This is a genomic window from Streptomyces alanosinicus, assembly GCF_014650595.1.
Taxonomy (GTDB): domain Bacteria; phylum Actinomycetota; class Actinomycetes; order Streptomycetales; family Streptomycetaceae; genus Streptomyces; species Streptomyces alanosinicus.
This window is the reverse complement of record NZ_BMVG01000009.1, coordinates 265,707-282,197: the sequence shown is the minus strand read 5'-3', so window position 1 is coordinate 282,197 and position 16,491 is coordinate 265,707. Positions and strand designations below refer to the sequence as shown.

The following is a 16,491-nucleotide window of genomic DNA, read 5'->3' as shown; positions in this document are numbered from 1 at the left end:
TCAACAGCACCACCAAACGGTGAGGTCACGCCTTGTGTGCCGCCCTGCCCAGCGCCTCCAGCACCGGGCGGATCAGCGGATGCCCCTCGGCTCCGCGCCGTACGGCGGCGAAGACCCGGCGGGTGGGGGCCACGTCGTCGACAGGGCGGACGACCACATGGGTCAGGTCCATACCGTTCAGTGCCGAGCGGGGTACGAGGGCCACACCCGCGCCCGCCGAGGCGAGGGCGACGACGGCGCGGAAGTCGTCGGAGGAATGTTCCAGACGGGGCTGGAAGCCGGCGCTCTCGCAGGCGAGGACGACCACGTCGTGACAGGGATTGCCGGGGTACGGGCCGATCCAGGGGTCCTTGGCCAGCTCGGCGAGGGGCACCTCGGCGCTGTCCGCGAGGCGGTGGCCGAGGGGGACGACCGCGTCGAACGGCTCGGCGTACAGCGGGACATGGGTGAGCCGGGGGTCGTCGGCGGGCGGGGCGCCGCGGTACTCCACGGCGACCGCCACATCGACCTGCCGGTCCAGCACCATCGGCAGACTCGCATCACCCTCCGCGTCCTTCACCCGGATGCGTATGCCGGGGGCGGTGTCCGCGAGCCGGGCCACCGCCGGGGCCACGACCTGGGCGATCCCGGTCGCGAAGGCGGCCACGGTGACCGTGCCTGCCTCGCCGGAGCCATAGGCCGCCAGCTCGGCCTCGGCGCGCTCCAGCTGGGCGAGGACCGCGTTGGTGTGGCTGAGCAGGATCTCGCCGGCCGGGGTGAGCCGTACGCCCTTGGCGCCGCGCTCGACCAGCCGGTGGCCGGTCTCCTGCTCCAGGGCCGTCAGCTGCTGGGAGACGGCCGAGGGGGTGAGATAGAGCGCGGCGGCCGCCGCGGTGACCGTGCGGTGGTCGGCCACCGCACGGAGGATGTGGAGCCGCCGCGCCTCGATCATGCGGTCAATTATCGCAAGGCGTCCGCGCTGGTCAGACCCCCAGCTCCGCGCGCGCCGCGATGAACGCGTCGACCGCGCGGTTGACGTCGTCCGTCGAGTGCGCGGCGGACAGCTGGACGCGGATACGGGCCTGGCCCTGCGGGACCACCGGGTAGGAGAAGCCGATCACGTACACACCCCGCTCCAGCAGCAGCTCGGCCAGGCGGCTCGCCTTCGCCGCGTCGCCGATCATCACGGGGGCGATGGCGTGGTCGCCGGGGAGGACGTCGAAGCCCTCCTCGGTCATCCGGCTGCGGAAGAGGGCGGTGTTCTCGTTCAGCCGGACGCGCAGGTCGTCGGCCGACTCCAGCAGGTCGAGGACCTTCAGCGAGGCGGCGGCGATCACCGGGGCGAGGGTGTTGGAGAACAGGTACGGCCGGGAGCGCTGGCGCAGCAGGGCGACGATCTCGGCGCGGGCGGCGACATAGCCGCCGGAGGCGCCGCCGAGGGCCTTGCCGAGGGTGCCGGTGACGATGTCGACGCGGTCCATGACTCCGTGCAGCTCGGGGGTGCCGCGGCCGGTGGGGCCGACGAAGCCGACGGCGTGCGAGTCGTCGACCATGACCATCGCGTCGTAGCGCTCCGCGAGGTCGCAGATCTCGCGCAGCGGGGCGACGTAGCCGTCCATGGAGAAGACACCGTCGGTGACGACCAGCTTGCGCCGGGCGCCGCCCTCGGTGGCCTCCTTGAGCTTGGCCTCCAGGTCGGCGAGGTCGCGGTTGGCGTAGCGGAAGCGGCGGGCCTTGGACAGCCGGATGCCGTCGATGATGGAGGCGTGGTTGAGGGCGTCGGAGATCACCGCGTCCTCCTCGCCGAGCAGGGTCTCGAAGACACCGCCGTTGGCGTCGAAGCAGGAGGAGTACAGGATCGTGTCCTCTTGGCCGAGGAAGGACGACAGCCGGGCCTCCAGCTCCTTGTGCACCTCCTGGGTGCCGCAGATGAAGCGCACGGAGGCCATGCCGTAGCCCCAGCGGTCCAGGGCCTCGTGGGCGGCCGCGACCACCTCGGGGTGGTCGGCGAGGCCGAGGTAGTTGTTGGCGCAGAAGTTGAGGACCTCGCCGGGGCGGCCGCCGGCGGTGACGTCGACGGTCGCGGACTGCGGGGTGCCGATGACCCGCTCGGGCTTGTGCAGTCCGGCGGCGCGGATCTCGTCGAGGGTGGCGCGCAGGTCGTCGCGGACGGTCTCGAACATGGGGGTCTCTCCTGAAGGTGCGTGCAGGGGAAGGGAGTTGCGCCTCTACGGCTCTACGGCTCTGCGGCCGCGGCTCTGCGGCTTACGCGGTCCAGTCCAGGATGACCTTGCCGCCCTTGCCGCTCGCGGCGTCGGCGAAGGCCGCCTCGAAGTCGCGGTAGCCGTAGCGGCCGGTGATCACGGGGGCGAGGTCCAGGCCGGCCTCCAGCAGCACCGACATCGCGTACCAGGTCTCGAACATCTCCCGGCCGTAGATGCCCTTGATCGTGATCATCGAGGTGACGATGCGGGACCAGTCGACCGGGAACTCCTCGGCCGGCAGGCCGAGCATGGCGATACGGCCGCCGTGCGTCATGTTGGCGATCATGTCCCGCATGGCCTCGGGGCGGCCGGACATCTCCAGGCCGATGTCGAAGCCCTCGCGCAGGCCCAGCTCGCGCTGGCCGTCGGCGATGGTGGACCGGGCGACGTTCAGGGCGAGGCTCGCTCCTATCTTGCGGGCCAGCTCCAGGCGCTCCTCGCTGACGTCGGTGATGACGACGTTGCGGGCGCCGGCATGGCGGGCCACGGCGGCGGCCATCAGACCGATCGGCCCGGCGCCGGTGATCAGGACGTCCTCGCCGACCAGCGGGAAGGACAGCGCGGTGTGCACGGCGTTGCCGAACGGGTCGAAGATCGCGGCGACGTCGAGGTCGACGGGGACGCGGTGCACCCAGACGTTGCTCGCGGGCAGGGCGACGTACTCGGCGAACGCGCCGTCGCGGCCGACACCGAGGCCGACGGTGGCCCGGCACAGATGACGGCGGCCGGCCAGACAGTTGCGGCACTTGCCGCACACCAGATGACCCTCGCCGCTGACCCGGTCCCCTATGCGGATGTCGCTCACGTCCCGGCCGGTCTCGACGACCTGCCCGACGAACTCGTGCCCGACCACGAGCGGGGTGCGGATCGTCTGCCGCGCCCAGCCGTCCCAGGCCCGGATGTGCAGATCGGTGCCGCAGATACCGGTCCGCATGACCTTGATCAGTACGTCACCGGGGCCGATCTCGGGCTCCGGGACGTCCGTCAGCCAGAGCCCCGGCTCCGCCTTCTCCTTGACCAGCGCCTTCACGAGTGCGGCTCCTGTGGGTGAAGTCCCGGTGCGCGGGCAGACGTAAGAAGCCCGCACCGGGTCAGAGGGGTGGAATCACCCTGCAATCTGCCGTATCCACGGGCCGCCGGTCCATCGAGCTTTTCTTAACCGCCGCCTCAGCTTTCCTTCACGCCCCAGGTGTCATGCGGGGGCCCGCCGCCGGCCGTCACAGGGGCAGCCCGTCCTCGGCGCTCCGTTCGAGTCGTACGACGAGATCGGCGGCCAGTGCCTTGATGGTGTCCAGGCCGGATCTGCCCCAGGCGCGGGGCTCGGTGTCGGACGCGCACACGGTGCCGAGCGCCATACCGGAGCTGTCGATGAGCGGGGCGCCGAGATAGGAGCGGATGCCGTACTCGTCCACGACGGGGTTCCCGGCGAACCGCGGATAGTCCCGGACGTCCTCCAGGACGAGCGCCTTGCGGCGGACCACCACATGGGGGCAGAACCCATGGTCGCGCGGCAGCACCCGGCCGAACTCCGGTCTGCTGCCGTCCTCCCTGAGCACCGGCGCGGTGGCCGGGGCACACAGGCCGGCGAAGAACTGGTGGCCCTCGCCGACGAAGTTGACCATCGCGTAGGGCGCGCCGGTGAGCCGGGCGAGATGGTCGGCGAAGGAGTCCAGCGCCGAATCGGGGCGGTCCACCAGGCCGAGCAGGCGCAATCGGTGGACGCGGGCGGGGGCCTCGTTGTCCTCGGGGGTGAGCAGCAGACCCCGGACCGGCCGGGGCGGCTCGTACGTCATGGCCGGGCTCCAGCTCTGTGGGCGTACCTCATATGGCGGCTCCGTGGACAGTAGGGCGGGATCACATGTGGGCACGATGGCTCGGCGCGGACGCCGGGACGTGGGCGAGGAGATGGCGTACGAGGGTGAGCAGGGTCTGCACGCCGGAGCTGGAGATCCGGGCGTCGCAGGGCACGACGGGGACCTCGGGGTCCAGGTCGATGGCGGCGCGCACCTCGTCGGGGTCGTAGCGGTAGGAGCCGTCGAACTCGTTGACGGCGATGATGAACGCGAGTCCGCGTTCCTCGAAGAAGTCGACGGCGGCGAAACAGTCCTGCAGTCGACGGGTGTCGGCGAGGATCACCGCGCCGAGCGCCCCCTCGGACAGCTCGTCCCACATGAACCAGAACCGCTCCTGGCCCGGTGTGCCGAACAGATACAGCACATGGTCCGGATCGAGGGTGATCCGGCCGAAGTCCATGGCGACCGTCGTCTCCATCTTGTTCTCGACGCCGTCGAGACTGTCCGTGCCGACGCTGACCGTCGTGAGCAGCTCCTCCGTACTGAGCGGCGCGATCTCGCTGACCGCGCCCACGAAGGTCGTCTTGCCGACCCCGAACCCGCCCGCCACCAGGATCTTCAGCGCGGTGGGGAACGGGTCAGAGCTGTCGTCGTAGTCCATCGAGCACTGCCTCCAGCAGGGACCGGTCAGTGGGTGTGTGGTGGAAGACGGGGGGCTTGGTGGTCAGCGCCCCGCAGTCGACGAGGTCCGAAAGCAGCACCTTGGTGACCACCGCGGGCAGTTTCAGATGCGCGGCGACCTCGGCGACCGAGACGGGCCCGCGGCACAGGTCGAGCGCCTGGGCGTGCTCGGGGCCGAGATAGCCGAGCGGGGTGACGCCGGTGGCCATCACCTGCGACATCAGGTCCAGGGCGACGCTGGGCTTGGTGCGTCCGTTGCTGACCGTGAACGGGCGCACCAGCCGTCCGGCCGCGTCGTCCAGCCAGGGCCCGTCGCCGGCTGCGGCCACGCTCAAGGCCTCGTCGCCGTGGGTTCGACGGCGTGCTGCCGGGGCGCGGTCACCAGGTAGGGGCGGACGCTCTTGACGAGCATCGCCATCTCGTAGCCGAGGACGGCGGCGTCGGCCTCTCGCCCCGCGAGCACGGCGAGACAGGTGCCGGAGCCCGCGGTGGTGACGAACAGCAGGGTCGAGTCGAGCTCGACGACGACCTGGCGGACATCCCCGCCGTCACCGAACCGGACGCCCGCGCTGCGGCCGAGGGAGTACAGGCCGGAGGCAAGGGCCGCCATGTGGTCGGCGCTGTCGATGTCGAGGCCGTGCACGGACTTGACCAGCCCGTCGCAGGACAGGAGCACCGCGCTGCTGGTGTGCGGTACGCGCTGCACAAGGCCGCTCAGCAGCCAGTCGAGGTCGGATGCATGGGCGGTCGGCGCATCGCTCGCCATGGTGGATCGACTCCTTGGGGTATCTGCGGGAGCGCTGGGATGGGGGGCGTGTGGTCGGTGGTGAGGTGGGGGTGGACACGGTGCGGGGCGGTCAGCCGGCCGGGGCGCTCCCGTCGGGCCGGCCGACGCCGTGGGCACCGTCGGATGTGGGCGCGTGGGTGCGCCCCTGGGATATGGGGTCAGGATCCGTGTGGTCGGGACCCCTGTGGTCTACGGACGGCATATGAGGGCCCCTCATGTGCGTGCCATCCCTGTATGCGGAGGTCAGGTGGGCCGCATCCGTGTGGGCTGAGCCCCTGTGGGCCGAGCCGATGTGGGATGAGCCCATGTGCGGGGAGTCCGGAGTGCCGGAGTCAAAGAGAGGGGAGTCCATGTGGCCGGAGTCCATGTGCAGCGCATCCATGTGCAGGGAATCCATGTGGCCGGAGTCCACGTGGGTGGCGTCCAGGAGGTCGGGCTCCTGGCTCTCCAAGTGCTGCTGTGCCTCGGCGAGTCCGATCCCTCGTTGGAAGGCCGCCATCAGCCCCGGGTCATGGCCGGGCACGGTGTCGTCCTCCTGACGCGGTACGGGGCCGCCGCGCAACTGGGGGACGATGTGCTGCTGGGCGCGGCGCCGGGGCAGTTGGGGCTTGCCCATGGTGCCGCGCACGGTACCGACCCGTGGTGTGGGCAGGATGCCCGTGTGTGCCTCGACCGCCGCCCGGTCCTCGGCGCTGATGCCGGGCACGGCGTCGGCGGGGGTGGGCCGTTCCTGCCGGGCGCCGCGCACGGGCAGCGGTGCCGGGATGTCCGCGGTGTCGGGGCCGCGCCCGCCCTCGCTGCTCTCCCCGCTCTCCGTACCGCGCCGACCGCCCCCGCTCTCGGCCCCGCTCTCGGTCCCGCTCTCGCCGCCGTTCCGCCCGTTTCCGCGCTGGGCATGCCGGCGGCGCCCGGTCCCCGGCGCCTGCCCGCCCTCGGCGCCGACCTCGCTGCCGGAGGCTGCGACAGCCCCGGTCGCGGCGTCGGTTCCGTAGACGGATGACGGGGTACCGGCGCCCGGACCGGTGACGCCCTGCGCGGGGCTCCCGTCGCCCGACCACGCGCCCGGCGAGGGCGCCGGCACGGAGACCGGCCCAGCCCCGCGCGGCTGCCCCGCCCCGTACCCCTGCGCATGCCCATGGGGAGACGCAGGCGTCGGCGCAGGCGCAGGCGCAGGCGCATAGGCAGGGTCCTGCCCCTGGAGTCGCACCTGTGGCGAGGCCCCGGTGTCGGCCGGCTCCTGCGGCTGTGGTCCGCCCGTCCCGGCGCCCGCGACCGCGCCGGGCACCCCGGGCGCCGTTCCCAACAACGCCTGCGGGACGACGAGTACGGCCTGCACACCGCCGTAGATGTTGGTCTGCAGCCGTACGTGAATGCCGTGCCGGCGGGCGAGCTGGGAGACGACGTAGAGGCCGATGCGGCCGTCGGCCAGCAGGCTGGCGACGTTGACCTGGTCGGGGTCGGCGAGCAGGGCGTTCATCCGGTTCTGCTCGCCGACCGGCATGCCGAGCCCGCGGTCCTCGACCTCCACGGCGAGCCCGGAGGTGACGAGGCCCGCGCGGAGCAGCACCTGGGTGTGCGGGGCGGAGAACACCGAGGCGTTCTCGATGAGTTCGGCGAGCAGATGGATGACGTCGGCGACGGCGTGGCCGCGCAGTTCGCCGTCCATCGGCGGCACCAGCTTCACCCGGGAGTACTGCTCGACCTCGGCGATGGCGGAGCGCAGCACCTCGGTCATGCTGACCGGGTTGCTCCACTGCCGCCGGGAGACGGCGCCGCCGAGCACGGCGAGGTTCTCCGCGTGGCGCCGGATGCGGGTGGCCAGGTGGTCGACGTGGAACAGGCCCTTGAGCAGGTCAGGATCCTCGATCTCGTTCTCCAGCTCGTCGAGGATCGAGATCTCCCGGTGCACGAGCGACTGAAGCCGTCGCGCGAGGTTGACGAAGACCTCCAGCTTCTGTTCGCTGCCCGCCTGGCTGGAGAGCTGGGCCGCGCGCACGACGGCGGTGACGGCGCCGTCGTGCGCACGCGCGAGGTCGGCGGCGAGCACCTCGAAGTCGTCGGCGTCCGCGGGCAGCCGGCGGCGTGAGGCGGGCTGCGGCGGGGGCTCCCCCTGGCGCAACGCGTCGACCAGGGCATGCAGGTCGGCCTCGCCGCGCGCGGCGATGTGGCGCAGTGCGTCGACCCGGTCGGAGACCGCGCGGGCGGCGCGGTCGGCGGCCACGGCGGCGATGAGGATGCCGGCGACGGTCACCGTGACCGCGCCGGCGAGCACCGCCCAGAGCATGGGCCCGGTGCGGGCGCCGGTGGCACGGATGCTGAAGAGGACCGCGGCGGTGGCGCTGAGCGCGACCGCGAGGGGCGGGAGCACGGCGAGCCGCATGAGCTGGGGCCGTATGTGCATCTCGGGCAGTGCGGGAGCGGGTCGGGCGACCGGTCGCCCGTGCCGGCCGCCCTCCCGGCGGTCGGCGCGGGCGGCCGGTGCTCGGAGGTGAGACATCTGCGTCCTCGTACTGGTCCGTCGGGCCTGTTTCTCACGCGGTGCCCGGGGTGGGCATGCGCCATCGCGATGTCGGCCGGCGGCACCGGCGAACCCGGCCACGCGACGCGACGACCACTCACAGTAGTCGCCTGTGCATCATGTGCGGTGGGCAGTTGACAAAGTCCACCGAGGAGCGTCCCGCTCTGGTATGAAGCGTCGTACGACAGACCGATAACCCGGCAGGGATCCACACGACCGAGCCATAGAAGACCGATGCGACCTGGTCAGAACCGGTCACAAACGGAAGACGGCAGGCGGCGGACCGATGCCCGCCCTCGCCGCGTCCCACACCTGATTCCCGACCGCCTCCGGTCGCCTCCGGTCCGTCCCCGGTCCGTCTCCGGTCCGCCTTCCACCGCATCGCACAGCCCGGACGGCGGCGGCGATCGGCTCGCCATCACGGAGAGTGCCAGCTTTGGCCCGACCATCCCGACCACACTCGCCATCCCGACCAACCTGGCCATCCCGACCACCAGGACCGCCGGGGCATCGAAGCGCGCCGCCCGACCGTGCCGGTCAGGCACCCGGCCCGCGCGCCCTCGCGAACGCGGGCCCCTCCGCCTCAGCGATCAGCCGCGCTTGGGCGGCTCGGCGACGAACGCGCCGACCGAGCGCCAGGTGCGCCGCAGCTCCCCCGACACATCGCGCCACCACGCCTCCGCCGGCAGCTTGCCCGCGGGCTCGAACGGCTCGCCCGGCCGCGGAAGCGCCACCGCCTGGCCGGCCTCCTCGGCCGCCTCCTTCGTCCACTCCCCCGGCTCGGCCCACGGGTGCGGGGCGAGGTTGAAGGTGCCCCAGTGGATCGGCAGCAGCACGCCGTGCGGGGCGCCGCCCTGCAGGTCGAGGTGGGCTCGCAGGCCTTCCTCGGGGGTCATGTGGATGTCGGGCCAGAACTCGCTGTACGCGCCGATCTGGATCATCGTGGCGTCGAACGGGCCATGGGCCGCGCCGATGTCCTTGAAGCCGTCGAAATAACCCGTGTCCCCGCTGTGGTAGATCCGGTGCTCCTCGCCGGCGACGGACCAGGACGCCCAGAGCGTGTGCTGGGTGTTGCGCAGGCCGCGGCCGCAGAAGTGGCGGGCCGGGGTGGCGGTGAGGGTGAGCCCGCCGATTCTGGTGGACTCGTGCCAGTCCAGCTCGTGCAGCCGGTCCGCGGAGACGCCCCAGTGTTCGAGGTGGGCGCCGACGCCGAGCGGCACGGCGAACACGGTGTCCGTGCCGGCCAGCGCCTTGATCGTGGGCAGGTCCAGGTGGTCGTAGTGATCGTGCGAGATGACGACCACGTCGACCTCGCCGAGCGCGGCCAGCGGCAGCGGCACGGGGTGCAGCCGCTTGGGTCCGGCGAAGGGGAACGGGGAGCAGCGCTCGCCCCAGACCGGGTCGAACAGCACCCGGTGGCCGTCGATCTCCGCGAGGACGCTGGAGTGGCCCATCCAGGTCAGCCGCAGACCGGTGGCGGGCGGCTTGGCCAGGTCGGCGAAGGTGGTGGGGTGGACCGGGACGGTGCCTCTCGGGGCGCGCAGGGGCCGGGTCTCCTTGTCGAGGAAGACCCTGGCGAGGTCCAGCGTGGAGCCGGAGGGCCGGGTGCGGGCCGAACCACCCGGGTTCTGGAAGACGCCGTCCTTGAAGTGGGGGGATCGGCGGATGCGTGCCAGGCGCTCACCGCCCGGGTCCGCGCCGAACGCCGCCGGCCGCAGCGCGCGGGACCCGGAGCTCTGGGAACGCAATCCGGTCACGGTACCTCCCGGTGGAGTGGGTGAGGCTCCCCATTATGGTCGGACCCTCTGACAGCCCGGGACCGCCGGGGTGCCGCTGCGGATCCATCGAGATCTACTGAACCGTCATTCAGCACGTTGACAGGGCGCGGGCCGACTCCGGATACTGATCTACGGTTCAGTAGAGCGTTGCGGTGAGGCCTGGCGCGCGCCCTGAGCGAGGCCCTGGACCGCCCCGGCCCCACCCTGATCACCGTCCCCGAGGAGTCCCGATGCCGGCCCGCGCTCCCCTGATGTCGCTCGTGTGGACCGACCATGTCACCGGCCGCCAGGGCTTCCTGGTCGTGGACCGGCTGGTGCGCGGTGTGGCCAGCGGCGGGCTGCGGATGCGGCCCGGCTGCACCCTGGAGGAGGTGACGGGACTTGCTCGCGGCATGACCATGAAGGAGGCCCTGCACTACGACCCCGAGGCCCGCTACGTCCCGCTCGGCGGCGCCAAGGGCGGCATCGACTGCGATCCCCGGGACCCGGGGGCGTACGGCCTCCTGGTGCGCTATCTGCGCGCCATGCGGCCGTACATCGAGAGTCTGTGGACCACCGGCGAGGATCTCGGGCTCACCCAGGATCTGATCGACCGTGCGGCGGCCGAGGCGGGTCTGGTCTCCTCCGTCCAGGCGGTGTACCCGCTGCTGGACGACGAGGCGACGGCCCGCAAACGGCTCGCGGACGCCTTCGCCGCCGAGGTGGACGGGATCGGCCTGGCCGAGCTGGCCGGCGGCTGCGGGGTCGCCGAGTCGGTCCTCGCCGCACTGGACCGGGCGGGTGTGCCGTACGCCGGCACCCGGGTCGCCGTGCAGGGGCTCGGCACGATGGGCGGGGCCACGGCGCGGTTCCTCGCGCGCGCGGGGCTGACGGTCGTGGCGGTCGCCGATGTCAGGGGCACCATCGCCCGTCCCGCGGGGCTCGACGTCGAGGCGCTGCTGGCGGCGCGGGACGGTTACGGCACCGTCGACCGCGGTGCGCTGCGCCCCGGTGACCTCGAACTGCCCGGCGACGCCTGGCTGTCCGTCGAGGCGGAGGTGCTCGTGCCGGCGGCCGTGTCGTACGCGATCGACACCGCCGGCCAGGAGCGGATCTCCGCCCGCTGGATCGTCGAGGCCGCCAACATGCCCGTACGGCCGGAGGCGGAGCGGCTGCTGGCCGCGCGCGGGGTGACGGTGCTGCCGGACGTGGTGGTCAACTCCGGGACGAACGCCTGGTGGTGGTGGACCCTGTTCGGCGACATCGGCGCCGACGCCGACGAGGCGCTCGCGCACATCCGGCGCTCCATGCGCGCCCTGGTCGGCCTGATGCTCGACCGTGCGGCGGCCGACGGCACGACCCCGCGCACGGCCGCCCACGCCCTGGCGGCCGACCGGCTGCCGGTGATCACGGACCGCTTCGGCTGGTACCGCTGACAGGCCCCGCCTCGCACTACAGTGGACCTGTCAGTCCGGGAGCGGGGCGTCGCCGCGGTGATGCTGGACGACGTCATGGCGCGGACCAGCACCAGCAAGAGCCGGCTGTTCCACTACTTTCCGGCGGGCAAGGACGAACTTCTCCTCGCGGTGGCCCGGTTCGAGGCCGACCAGGTCCTCGCGGACCAGCAGCCCTATCTGCGCCGACTGGACACGTGGGAGGCCTGGGAGCAGTGGCGGGACGTGGTGGTCAAGCAGTACGAGACCCAGGCCTCGCGGGCTGAATGATCAGCCAGTAATGCGCTGCGACGGCACCGGCCTCCGGGGTTGAAGTTGTCGCTGCGGCAGCTTCTACCGTCCTGACCAAGGCCGGAGAGACCGGCCGGAGAAGCAATCGTGAGGGAGCGGCATTGGACTGGCCTATCGCGGAGGTCGCCCGGATGTCGGGCGTGACCGCCCGGACCCTGCGGCACTACGACGAGATCGGCTTGCTGCCGCCGGCTCGGATCGGTGCCAACGGCCACCGCTACTACGAGGAACACCAGCTCCTGCAGCTGCAACAGATCCTCGTCCTTCGGGCGCTGGGCGTAGGACTTCCCGAGATCGGCCGGATCCTGGCCGAGCAGGTCGACGAGGTGGAAGCCCTGCGCGGCCACCACCGGCGGCTGCTCGCCGAGCGGGACCGGCTCGATGTCCTGGCCGCTGCCGTCTTCCGCACGATGGCCGAGCTGGAGCAGTCCAGGAAGGACGGTAGACCCATGACCATCAACCGACCGGAGAACCTGTTCGAGGGCGTGACGCCCGCCCAGTACGAGGAGACCCTGCACGACTTCCCCGAGCACGCCGAAGCGATCGCCCGCAGGGTCGCCACGATGACCCCGGAGGAGGTCGAGGCCGGACAGCGGGAGCGCACGGCGCAGATGATCCGGCTGGCCGAGCTCATGGCCGCCGGGCATGCGGTCGACGCCGAGCCGGTGCAGGCCGAGATCGACGCCCAGTACCGGACCCTGACCACGCTGCGGACCGTGACCGCAGACGAGTACCGGGCCCTGGGCCGCTCCTGCGTGGACAACGAGCCGTGGCGCGCCGCGTACGAGACGATCGCACCGGGTCTGGCCGCGTACCAGCGGGACGCCATCGAGGCCTACGCCGCTACCCGGCTGAGCTGATCCGGGACCGGGCCGGCCCACGGGGGAACCGGCCCGAGCGCGGCCCCTGCTTGCCGCACCGACGGGCTCACCTTGCCCGGCACCGCGGGTGCCGGGCAAGGTGCTGCCCGTTCTCGATGAACTGGCTGGCGGCCTCACGGCCGGCACCGCCGGTGTCACCGACCCTCATGCCCGGCTCCCCCGTTGCGCACTCGAACAGCCCGAAGGAACCAGCCCTTTCGGCGCCGCCCTCAGCAACGGATTAGGGTGACCGCGTGGCGAGAGTGCGGTTGAGTGTGGCCCAGCGGCGGGAGGAGCTGCTGCGGGCCGCCATAGGGCAGATCGAGGCGCGGGGCGTGGCGGCGGTCAGGATCGCCGATGTGGCCGCGGCGCTCGGGGTGAGCAACGCGCTGGTGCTGTATCACTTCTCGACGAAGGAGAAGCTGGTCGCGGCCGCGTTCGCCTACGCCGCCGAGGACGATCTCGGGCATCTGCGCAAGCTGCTGGGCCGGCGGACGTCCGCGCTGCGCCGGCTGCGGGCCGCGGTGCGCTGGTACGCGCCGACCGGGCAGGCCAAGGGCTGGCGGCTGTGGATCGAGGGCTGGGCCGTGGCGTTGCGCGAGCCCGCCCTGCGGGAGGTCACCCGGGACCTGGACAAGCAGTGGAAGGCGGCGATCACCGAGGTCATCGCCGAGGGCGTGGCGGCCGGTGAGTTCACCTGCGCCGACCCCGCGGGTGCCGCGCTGCGGCTGACGGCGCTGCTGGACGGGTTGGCCGTGCAGCTGACCTCGTACCCGGGCGGGGTGCCGCGGACACGCGCGCAGGAGTGGGTCGACGACGCCCTTGCCCGGGAACTGGGCCTGGACCGCAAGACGCTGACGGAACGCTGAGCGCTTCGCCGGACTTGGCGCTTCGCCGGACCTGCCGTGACGGGTCGTCGTTCGTCTGCGGCGCCGCCGTGGCCGGTCGTGCCGTTCCCTGTGCGCCACACCCCGTGCCCCGCACCGGCAGTTGCCGGCGTGCCGGGCACAGAGGGTGTGGCGCACAGGGTGGGGTCAGGCCACTGAGGCGATGCGCAGTTTGATGTCGTCGGGCGACAGGGTGCCCTTCGCCGTCACATGGTCGCCGGAGGACTCGCCGCGCAGCCGGCGGCCGATCCATGGGACGAGAAACTCGCGGGCCCAGTGGACATCGTCGCGGCGGACATCCAGCGTGCCCCGGGGCGGCAGCGGCGGCCACGCCTGCTCGGGGTCGGCCGGGATCTCCAGGCCGAGGGCCTGGCCGGCGCGCAGCGCCACGCGCGTGTGCCCCTCGGGTGAGAGGTGGAGCCGGTCGCTGTCCCAGGCCCGGCGGTCCTGCACGGACTTCAGGGACCACAGGTCGAGCACGGGACAGCCGTACCGGTCCGCGATGGCGCGGACGTGTCCGTTGTACGTGGCGATCTTGCCGCGCAGATGCTTGAGCACGGGAACACCACGGGTGTCGAAGCCGGTCGTCACCATGACCGTGCCCGCGGCCTCGGTGAGCTGGGCCAAGGCCCGCTCGAAGCGCTCGGCCACCTCGTCCGGGTCGGTGCCGGGGCGGATGATGTCGTTGCCGCCCGCGCAGAAGGACACCAGGTCCGGGGCGAGTTCGACGGCCTGCGGGAGCTGGTCCTGCACGATCTGGTCGAGCAGCTTCCCGCGAACCGCGAGATTGGTGTACTTGAAGTCCCCCTCGGGCCGCCGGTCGGCGAGCAGTACCGCGAACCGGTCCGCCCAGCCGACAAACGCCCCGTCGGGCCCGGGATCGCCGACGCCCTCGGTGAAGCTGTCCCCCACCGCCACGTACGACCCGATCACTGATCTGTTGTCATTCTTCGAATCGTCTGCCACGAAGCACCATGATTCACCTTCGGGTGTGACCTACGCGACCGTAGGGAGGGGTTGACGAACGGTGAGAAGAGACACTCTTTAATAGTTTGCGAATCAGGAATAGGACTGACCTCGGACGAGTTGAAGGCCTTCAGTCCATGCGGCGCAGCTGGAGAACCGTCGCGTCCAGGTCGCCCTTGAGCCCGGTGCGCAGCCCGTGGTGCGAGAGGACGGCGCCCCGGTGGACTTCGCCGGTCTCCCGGCAGGCGTACGACGCCGTCGGGTCGAGTCCCCGCAGCCGCAGCGCCGGCACCGGCTCGCCGTAGCTCTGCGCCTGGAGCCAGGCGAGGACCACCGTCTCCTGTCCTCGGACGTACTGGACGGCGCTCAGGCCGCCGGCCGGGGGCCTGAGCCGGTACAGCTCGCCGTGCTGGACGACGGGGCGGATCTCCTTGTAGAGCCGGACCCACTCGCGGGCCTCGGCCAGTTCCTCACCGGTCCACTCGGTGAGGTCGCCGCCGACCCCGAGCACGCCCGCCATGGCACTGACGAAGCGGAACCGCAGGGAGCTGAAGCGGCCGTTGAGCTGAGTGTTCGGACTGTCGGTGACCCAGGCGGCCATGACCCTGGCGGGATGGATCTGGGTGAAGCCGTGCTGGATGGCGAGCCGGTCGAGCGGGTCGGTGTTGTCCGAGGTCCACACCTGGTCGGTGCGGCCGAGCACCCCGAGGTCGATCCGCCCGCCGCCGCCCGAGCAGGACTCGAAGGCGACGCCCGGGTGGGCCGCGCGGAGCCGGTCCAGCAGCGCGTACAGGGCGCGGACGTGGTCCACCCACAGGCGCTGCGGATACGGCTCGCCGGGCCAGCCGGCATCGGTGAAGCAGCGGTTGAAGTCCCACTTCACATAGTCGATGGGGGCGCTGGAGAGCAGTGTGTCGAGCCGCTCCCAGAGGTACTCCTGGACGTCCTCCCGGGCGAGGTTGAGGACGAGCTGATGGCGCAGCTCCGTCCGGGTGCGTCCCGGCTGGTACTGCACCCAGTCGGGGTGTGCGCGGTACAGGTCGCTGTCCGGGTTGACCATCTCGGGCTCGACCCAGATGCCGAACCGCATGCCGAGGCCGTGCACCTGGTCGGCGAGGGGCTTCAGGCCCCGCGGGAAACGGCCAGGGTTGGGCGTCCAGTCGCCGAGCCCGGCGCGGTCGCTGGTGCGGGCGCCGAACCAGCCGTCGTCCACCACGAACAGCTCCACGCCGATCTCGGCCGCCCGGCGGGCGAGCGCGAGCTGCTGTTCCTCGGAGATGTCGAAGTTCGTCGCCTCCCAGGAGTTGAACAGCACCGGCCGGTCCTGCTCGGCGTCCGGGATGACGTGGGCGCGCTGGTAGGCGTGCCAGGTGCGGCTGGCGCCGCCGAAGCCGCCGTCGCTCCACAGGCCCGCGAAGACGGGGGTGGTGTACGACTCCCCCGGCTGAAGGAGCAGCAGGCCCGAGTCGTCGTAACCGGCGCCGCCGGTGATCTGCACGCGCGCGTCCGGGAGTTGGGCGACGGCGATCCGCCAGGAGCCGGACCAGCCGAGCGCGCAGCCGTAGACCTCGCCGCGCTCCTCGGTGGCGTCGGTGTCCAGTGCCACCCAGGGCAGGTGCTGGTGGCCGGTGTGGCCGCGGCGGCTGCCGATGACCTTCTCGCCGTAGGTGAGCGGGGCGGTGGCGAGGCGGGACTCGGCGGCCCAGCGGCCGTGCAGCTGGGACAGCCGCCAGCCGTCGCGGTCGGGCAGGGTCCAGGTGGCCGCGTCGGCGCGCAGCAGCTCCACGCGTGTGTGCCCGCCGTTCGCCACGGTGACCCAGCGCTCGACGACGTCACCGCGCATCCGGTGGTGGAGGGTGATGGCGAGGCCGTCGTCATCGAAGCGCAGCCGCAGCTCGTCGGCCTCTGTCTCGTACGCCTGGAAGTGCCATTGCGTGCCGCGGCGCTCCTCGGTGCGCACCGAGAGGGCGGGGCGGACGAAGCGGGGGCCGCCCTCGACGGGGTACTCCTCGCGGCCGTCGAGCGGGGACTCGAAGGGCCAGTAGCCGGGCAGCGGGTCCGCGGCCAGGGCCTCGGCGTCCGCGAGGGCGATCCGTGGGCCCCAGTGCAGGTGCAGCAGCTCCTCCGCGTCGGTGAGATGCAGGGCATAACTGCTGGTGGGCCCCGAGAGGAGCCATGTACGACCGTCTTCGGCGATATCCACCACGTAAGACCTCACAGGTGCCAACAGATCCGCTCAAGTGCCAACATCATC

At 72.1% G+C, this 16,491-nt stretch carries 14 protein-coding genes and 1 pseudogene; 4 read left to right on the top strand and 11 right to left on the bottom strand.

Features of this window, described 5'->3' with window-relative positions:
- Positions 1–25 precede the first annotated feature (25 nt).
- From IE277_RS21735 to IE277_RS21695, 9 genes are all read right to left on the bottom strand, one after another.
- Positions 26–931, bottom strand: a complete 906-nt coding sequence (locus IE277_RS21735) for a LysR family transcriptional regulator (protein ID WP_189954880.1) — start codon at positions 929–931, stop codon at positions 26–28.
- Between the two features lie 31 nt (positions 932–962).
- A complete protein-coding gene (locus IE277_RS21730) occupies positions 963–2,162 on the bottom strand; it encodes a glycine C-acetyltransferase (RefSeq protein ID WP_189954879.1) in 1,200 nt (399 codons plus the stop codon).
- A gap of 82 nt (positions 2,163–2,244) precedes the next feature.
- Complete coding sequence (gene tdh / locus IE277_RS21725; protein WP_189954878.1) at positions 2,245–3,273, bottom strand: L-threonine 3-dehydrogenase; 1,029 nt, start codon at positions 3,271–3,273, stop codon at positions 2,245–2,247.
- 187 nt (positions 3,274–3,460) lie between these two features.
- Positions 3,461–4,036, bottom strand: a complete 576-nt coding sequence (locus IE277_RS21720; protein WP_189954876.1) for a GAF domain-containing protein — start codon at positions 4,034–4,036, stop codon at positions 3,461–3,463.
- A gap of 61 nt (positions 4,037–4,097) precedes the next feature.
- On the bottom strand, positions 4,098–4,697 hold the full coding sequence (locus IE277_RS21715; protein ID WP_189954874.1) for a GTP-binding protein: 600 nt from the start codon (positions 4,695–4,697) through the stop codon (positions 4,098–4,100).
- The gene (locus IE277_RS21710) at positions 4,675–5,046 is read right to left on the bottom strand and encodes a DUF742 domain-containing protein (RefSeq protein ID WP_189954873.1); all 372 of its coding nucleotides are present in this window, start codon (positions 5,044–5,046) and stop codon (positions 4,675–4,677) included. Before IE277_RS21710 ends, IE277_RS21715 begins: the two co-directional genes overlap by 23 nt.
- Positions 5,047–5,048: 2 nt before the next feature.
- Entirely contained in the window at positions 5,049–5,483 is a 435-nt protein-coding gene (locus tag IE277_RS21705; protein WP_142219196.1) for a roadblock/LC7 domain-containing protein, read from the bottom strand.
- A gap of 91 nt (positions 5,484–5,574) precedes the next feature.
- Positions 5,575–8,001 carry a sensor histidine kinase gene (locus tag IE277_RS21700; protein WP_229881891.1) on the bottom strand — a complete coding sequence of 809 codons (2,427 nt, stop codon included), beginning with the start codon at positions 7,999–8,001 and terminating at the stop codon, positions 5,575–5,577.
- 611 nt (positions 8,002–8,612) lie between these two features.
- Positions 8,613–9,779: an MBL fold metallo-hydrolase gene (locus IE277_RS21695; protein ID WP_189954872.1), complete on the bottom strand. Its 1,167-nt coding sequence runs from the start codon at positions 9,777–9,779 to the stop codon at positions 8,613–8,615.
- 251 nt (positions 9,780–10,030) lie between these two features.
- Here IE277_RS21695 and IE277_RS21690 point away from each other — a divergent pair, with 251 nt between their 5' ends.
- The 4 genes and pseudogenes from IE277_RS21690 (at position 10,031) to IE277_RS21675 (ending at position 13,253) form a co-directional block, all read left to right on the top strand.
- Positions 10,031–11,215, top strand: coding sequence for a glutamate dehydrogenase (locus IE277_RS21690; protein ID WP_189954871.1), 1,185 nt, complete (start codon positions 10,031–10,033; stop codon positions 11,213–11,215).
- A gap of 21 nt (positions 11,216–11,236) precedes the next feature.
- Positions 11,237–11,485 (top strand): annotated as a pseudogene (locus tag IE277_RS21685) (TetR/AcrR family transcriptional regulator); the annotation flags it as partial.
- Positions 11,486–11,625: 140 nt separating this feature from the next.
- Positions 11,626–12,384 carry a MerR family transcriptional regulator gene (locus IE277_RS21680; RefSeq protein WP_189954870.1) on the top strand — a complete coding sequence of 253 codons (759 nt, stop codon included), beginning with the start codon at positions 11,626–11,628 and terminating at the stop codon, positions 12,382–12,384.
- A 254-nt stretch (positions 12,385–12,638) separates the two neighbouring features.
- Complete coding sequence (locus IE277_RS21675; RefSeq protein WP_189954869.1) at positions 12,639–13,253, top strand: TetR family transcriptional regulator C-terminal domain-containing protein; 615 nt, start codon at positions 12,639–12,641, stop codon at positions 13,251–13,253.
- Between the two features lie 165 nt (positions 13,254–13,418).
- Here IE277_RS21675 and IE277_RS21670 read toward each other — a convergent pair whose 3' ends face one another.
- Together IE277_RS21670 and IE277_RS21665 are read right to left on the bottom strand one after the other, a co-directional pair.
- A complete protein-coding gene (locus IE277_RS21670; RefSeq protein ID WP_189954958.1) occupies positions 13,419–14,204 on the bottom strand; it encodes an SGNH/GDSL hydrolase family protein in 786 nt (261 codons plus the stop codon).
- A gap of 163 nt (positions 14,205–14,367) precedes the next feature.
- Positions 14,368–16,443: an alpha-galactosidase gene (locus tag IE277_RS21665; protein ID WP_189954956.1), complete on the bottom strand. Its 2,076-nt coding sequence runs from the start codon at positions 16,441–16,443 to the stop codon at positions 14,368–14,370.
- Positions 16,444–16,491 lie beyond the last annotated feature (48 nt).

Coding starts and splice junctions, on each gene's coding strand:
- IE277_RS21720 (WP_189954876.1), bottom strand. CDS start 4,036: ATGACGTACGAGCCGCCCCGGCCGGTCCGGGGTCTGCTGCTCACCCCC.
- IE277_RS21700 (WP_229881891.1), bottom strand. CDS start 8,001: ATGTCTCACCTCCGAGCACCGGCCGCCCGCGCCGACCGCCGGGAGGGC.
- IE277_RS21715 (WP_189954874.1), bottom strand. CDS start 4,697: ATGGACTACGACGACAGCTCTGACCCGTTCCCCACCGCGCTGAAGATC.
- IE277_RS21735 (WP_189954880.1), bottom strand. CDS start 931: ATGATCGAGGCGCGGCGGCTCCACATCCTCCGTGCGGTGGCCGACCAC.
- IE277_RS21730 (WP_189954879.1), bottom strand. CDS start 2,162: ATGTTCGAGACCGTCCGCGACGACCTGCGCGCCACCCTCGACGAGATC.
- IE277_RS21705 (WP_142219196.1), bottom strand. CDS start 5,483: ATGGCGAGCGATGCGCCGACCGCCCATGCATCCGACCTCGACTGGCTG.
- IE277_RS21690 (WP_189954871.1), top strand. CDS start 10,031: ATGCCGGCCCGCGCTCCCCTGATGTCGCTCGTGTGGACCGACCATGTC.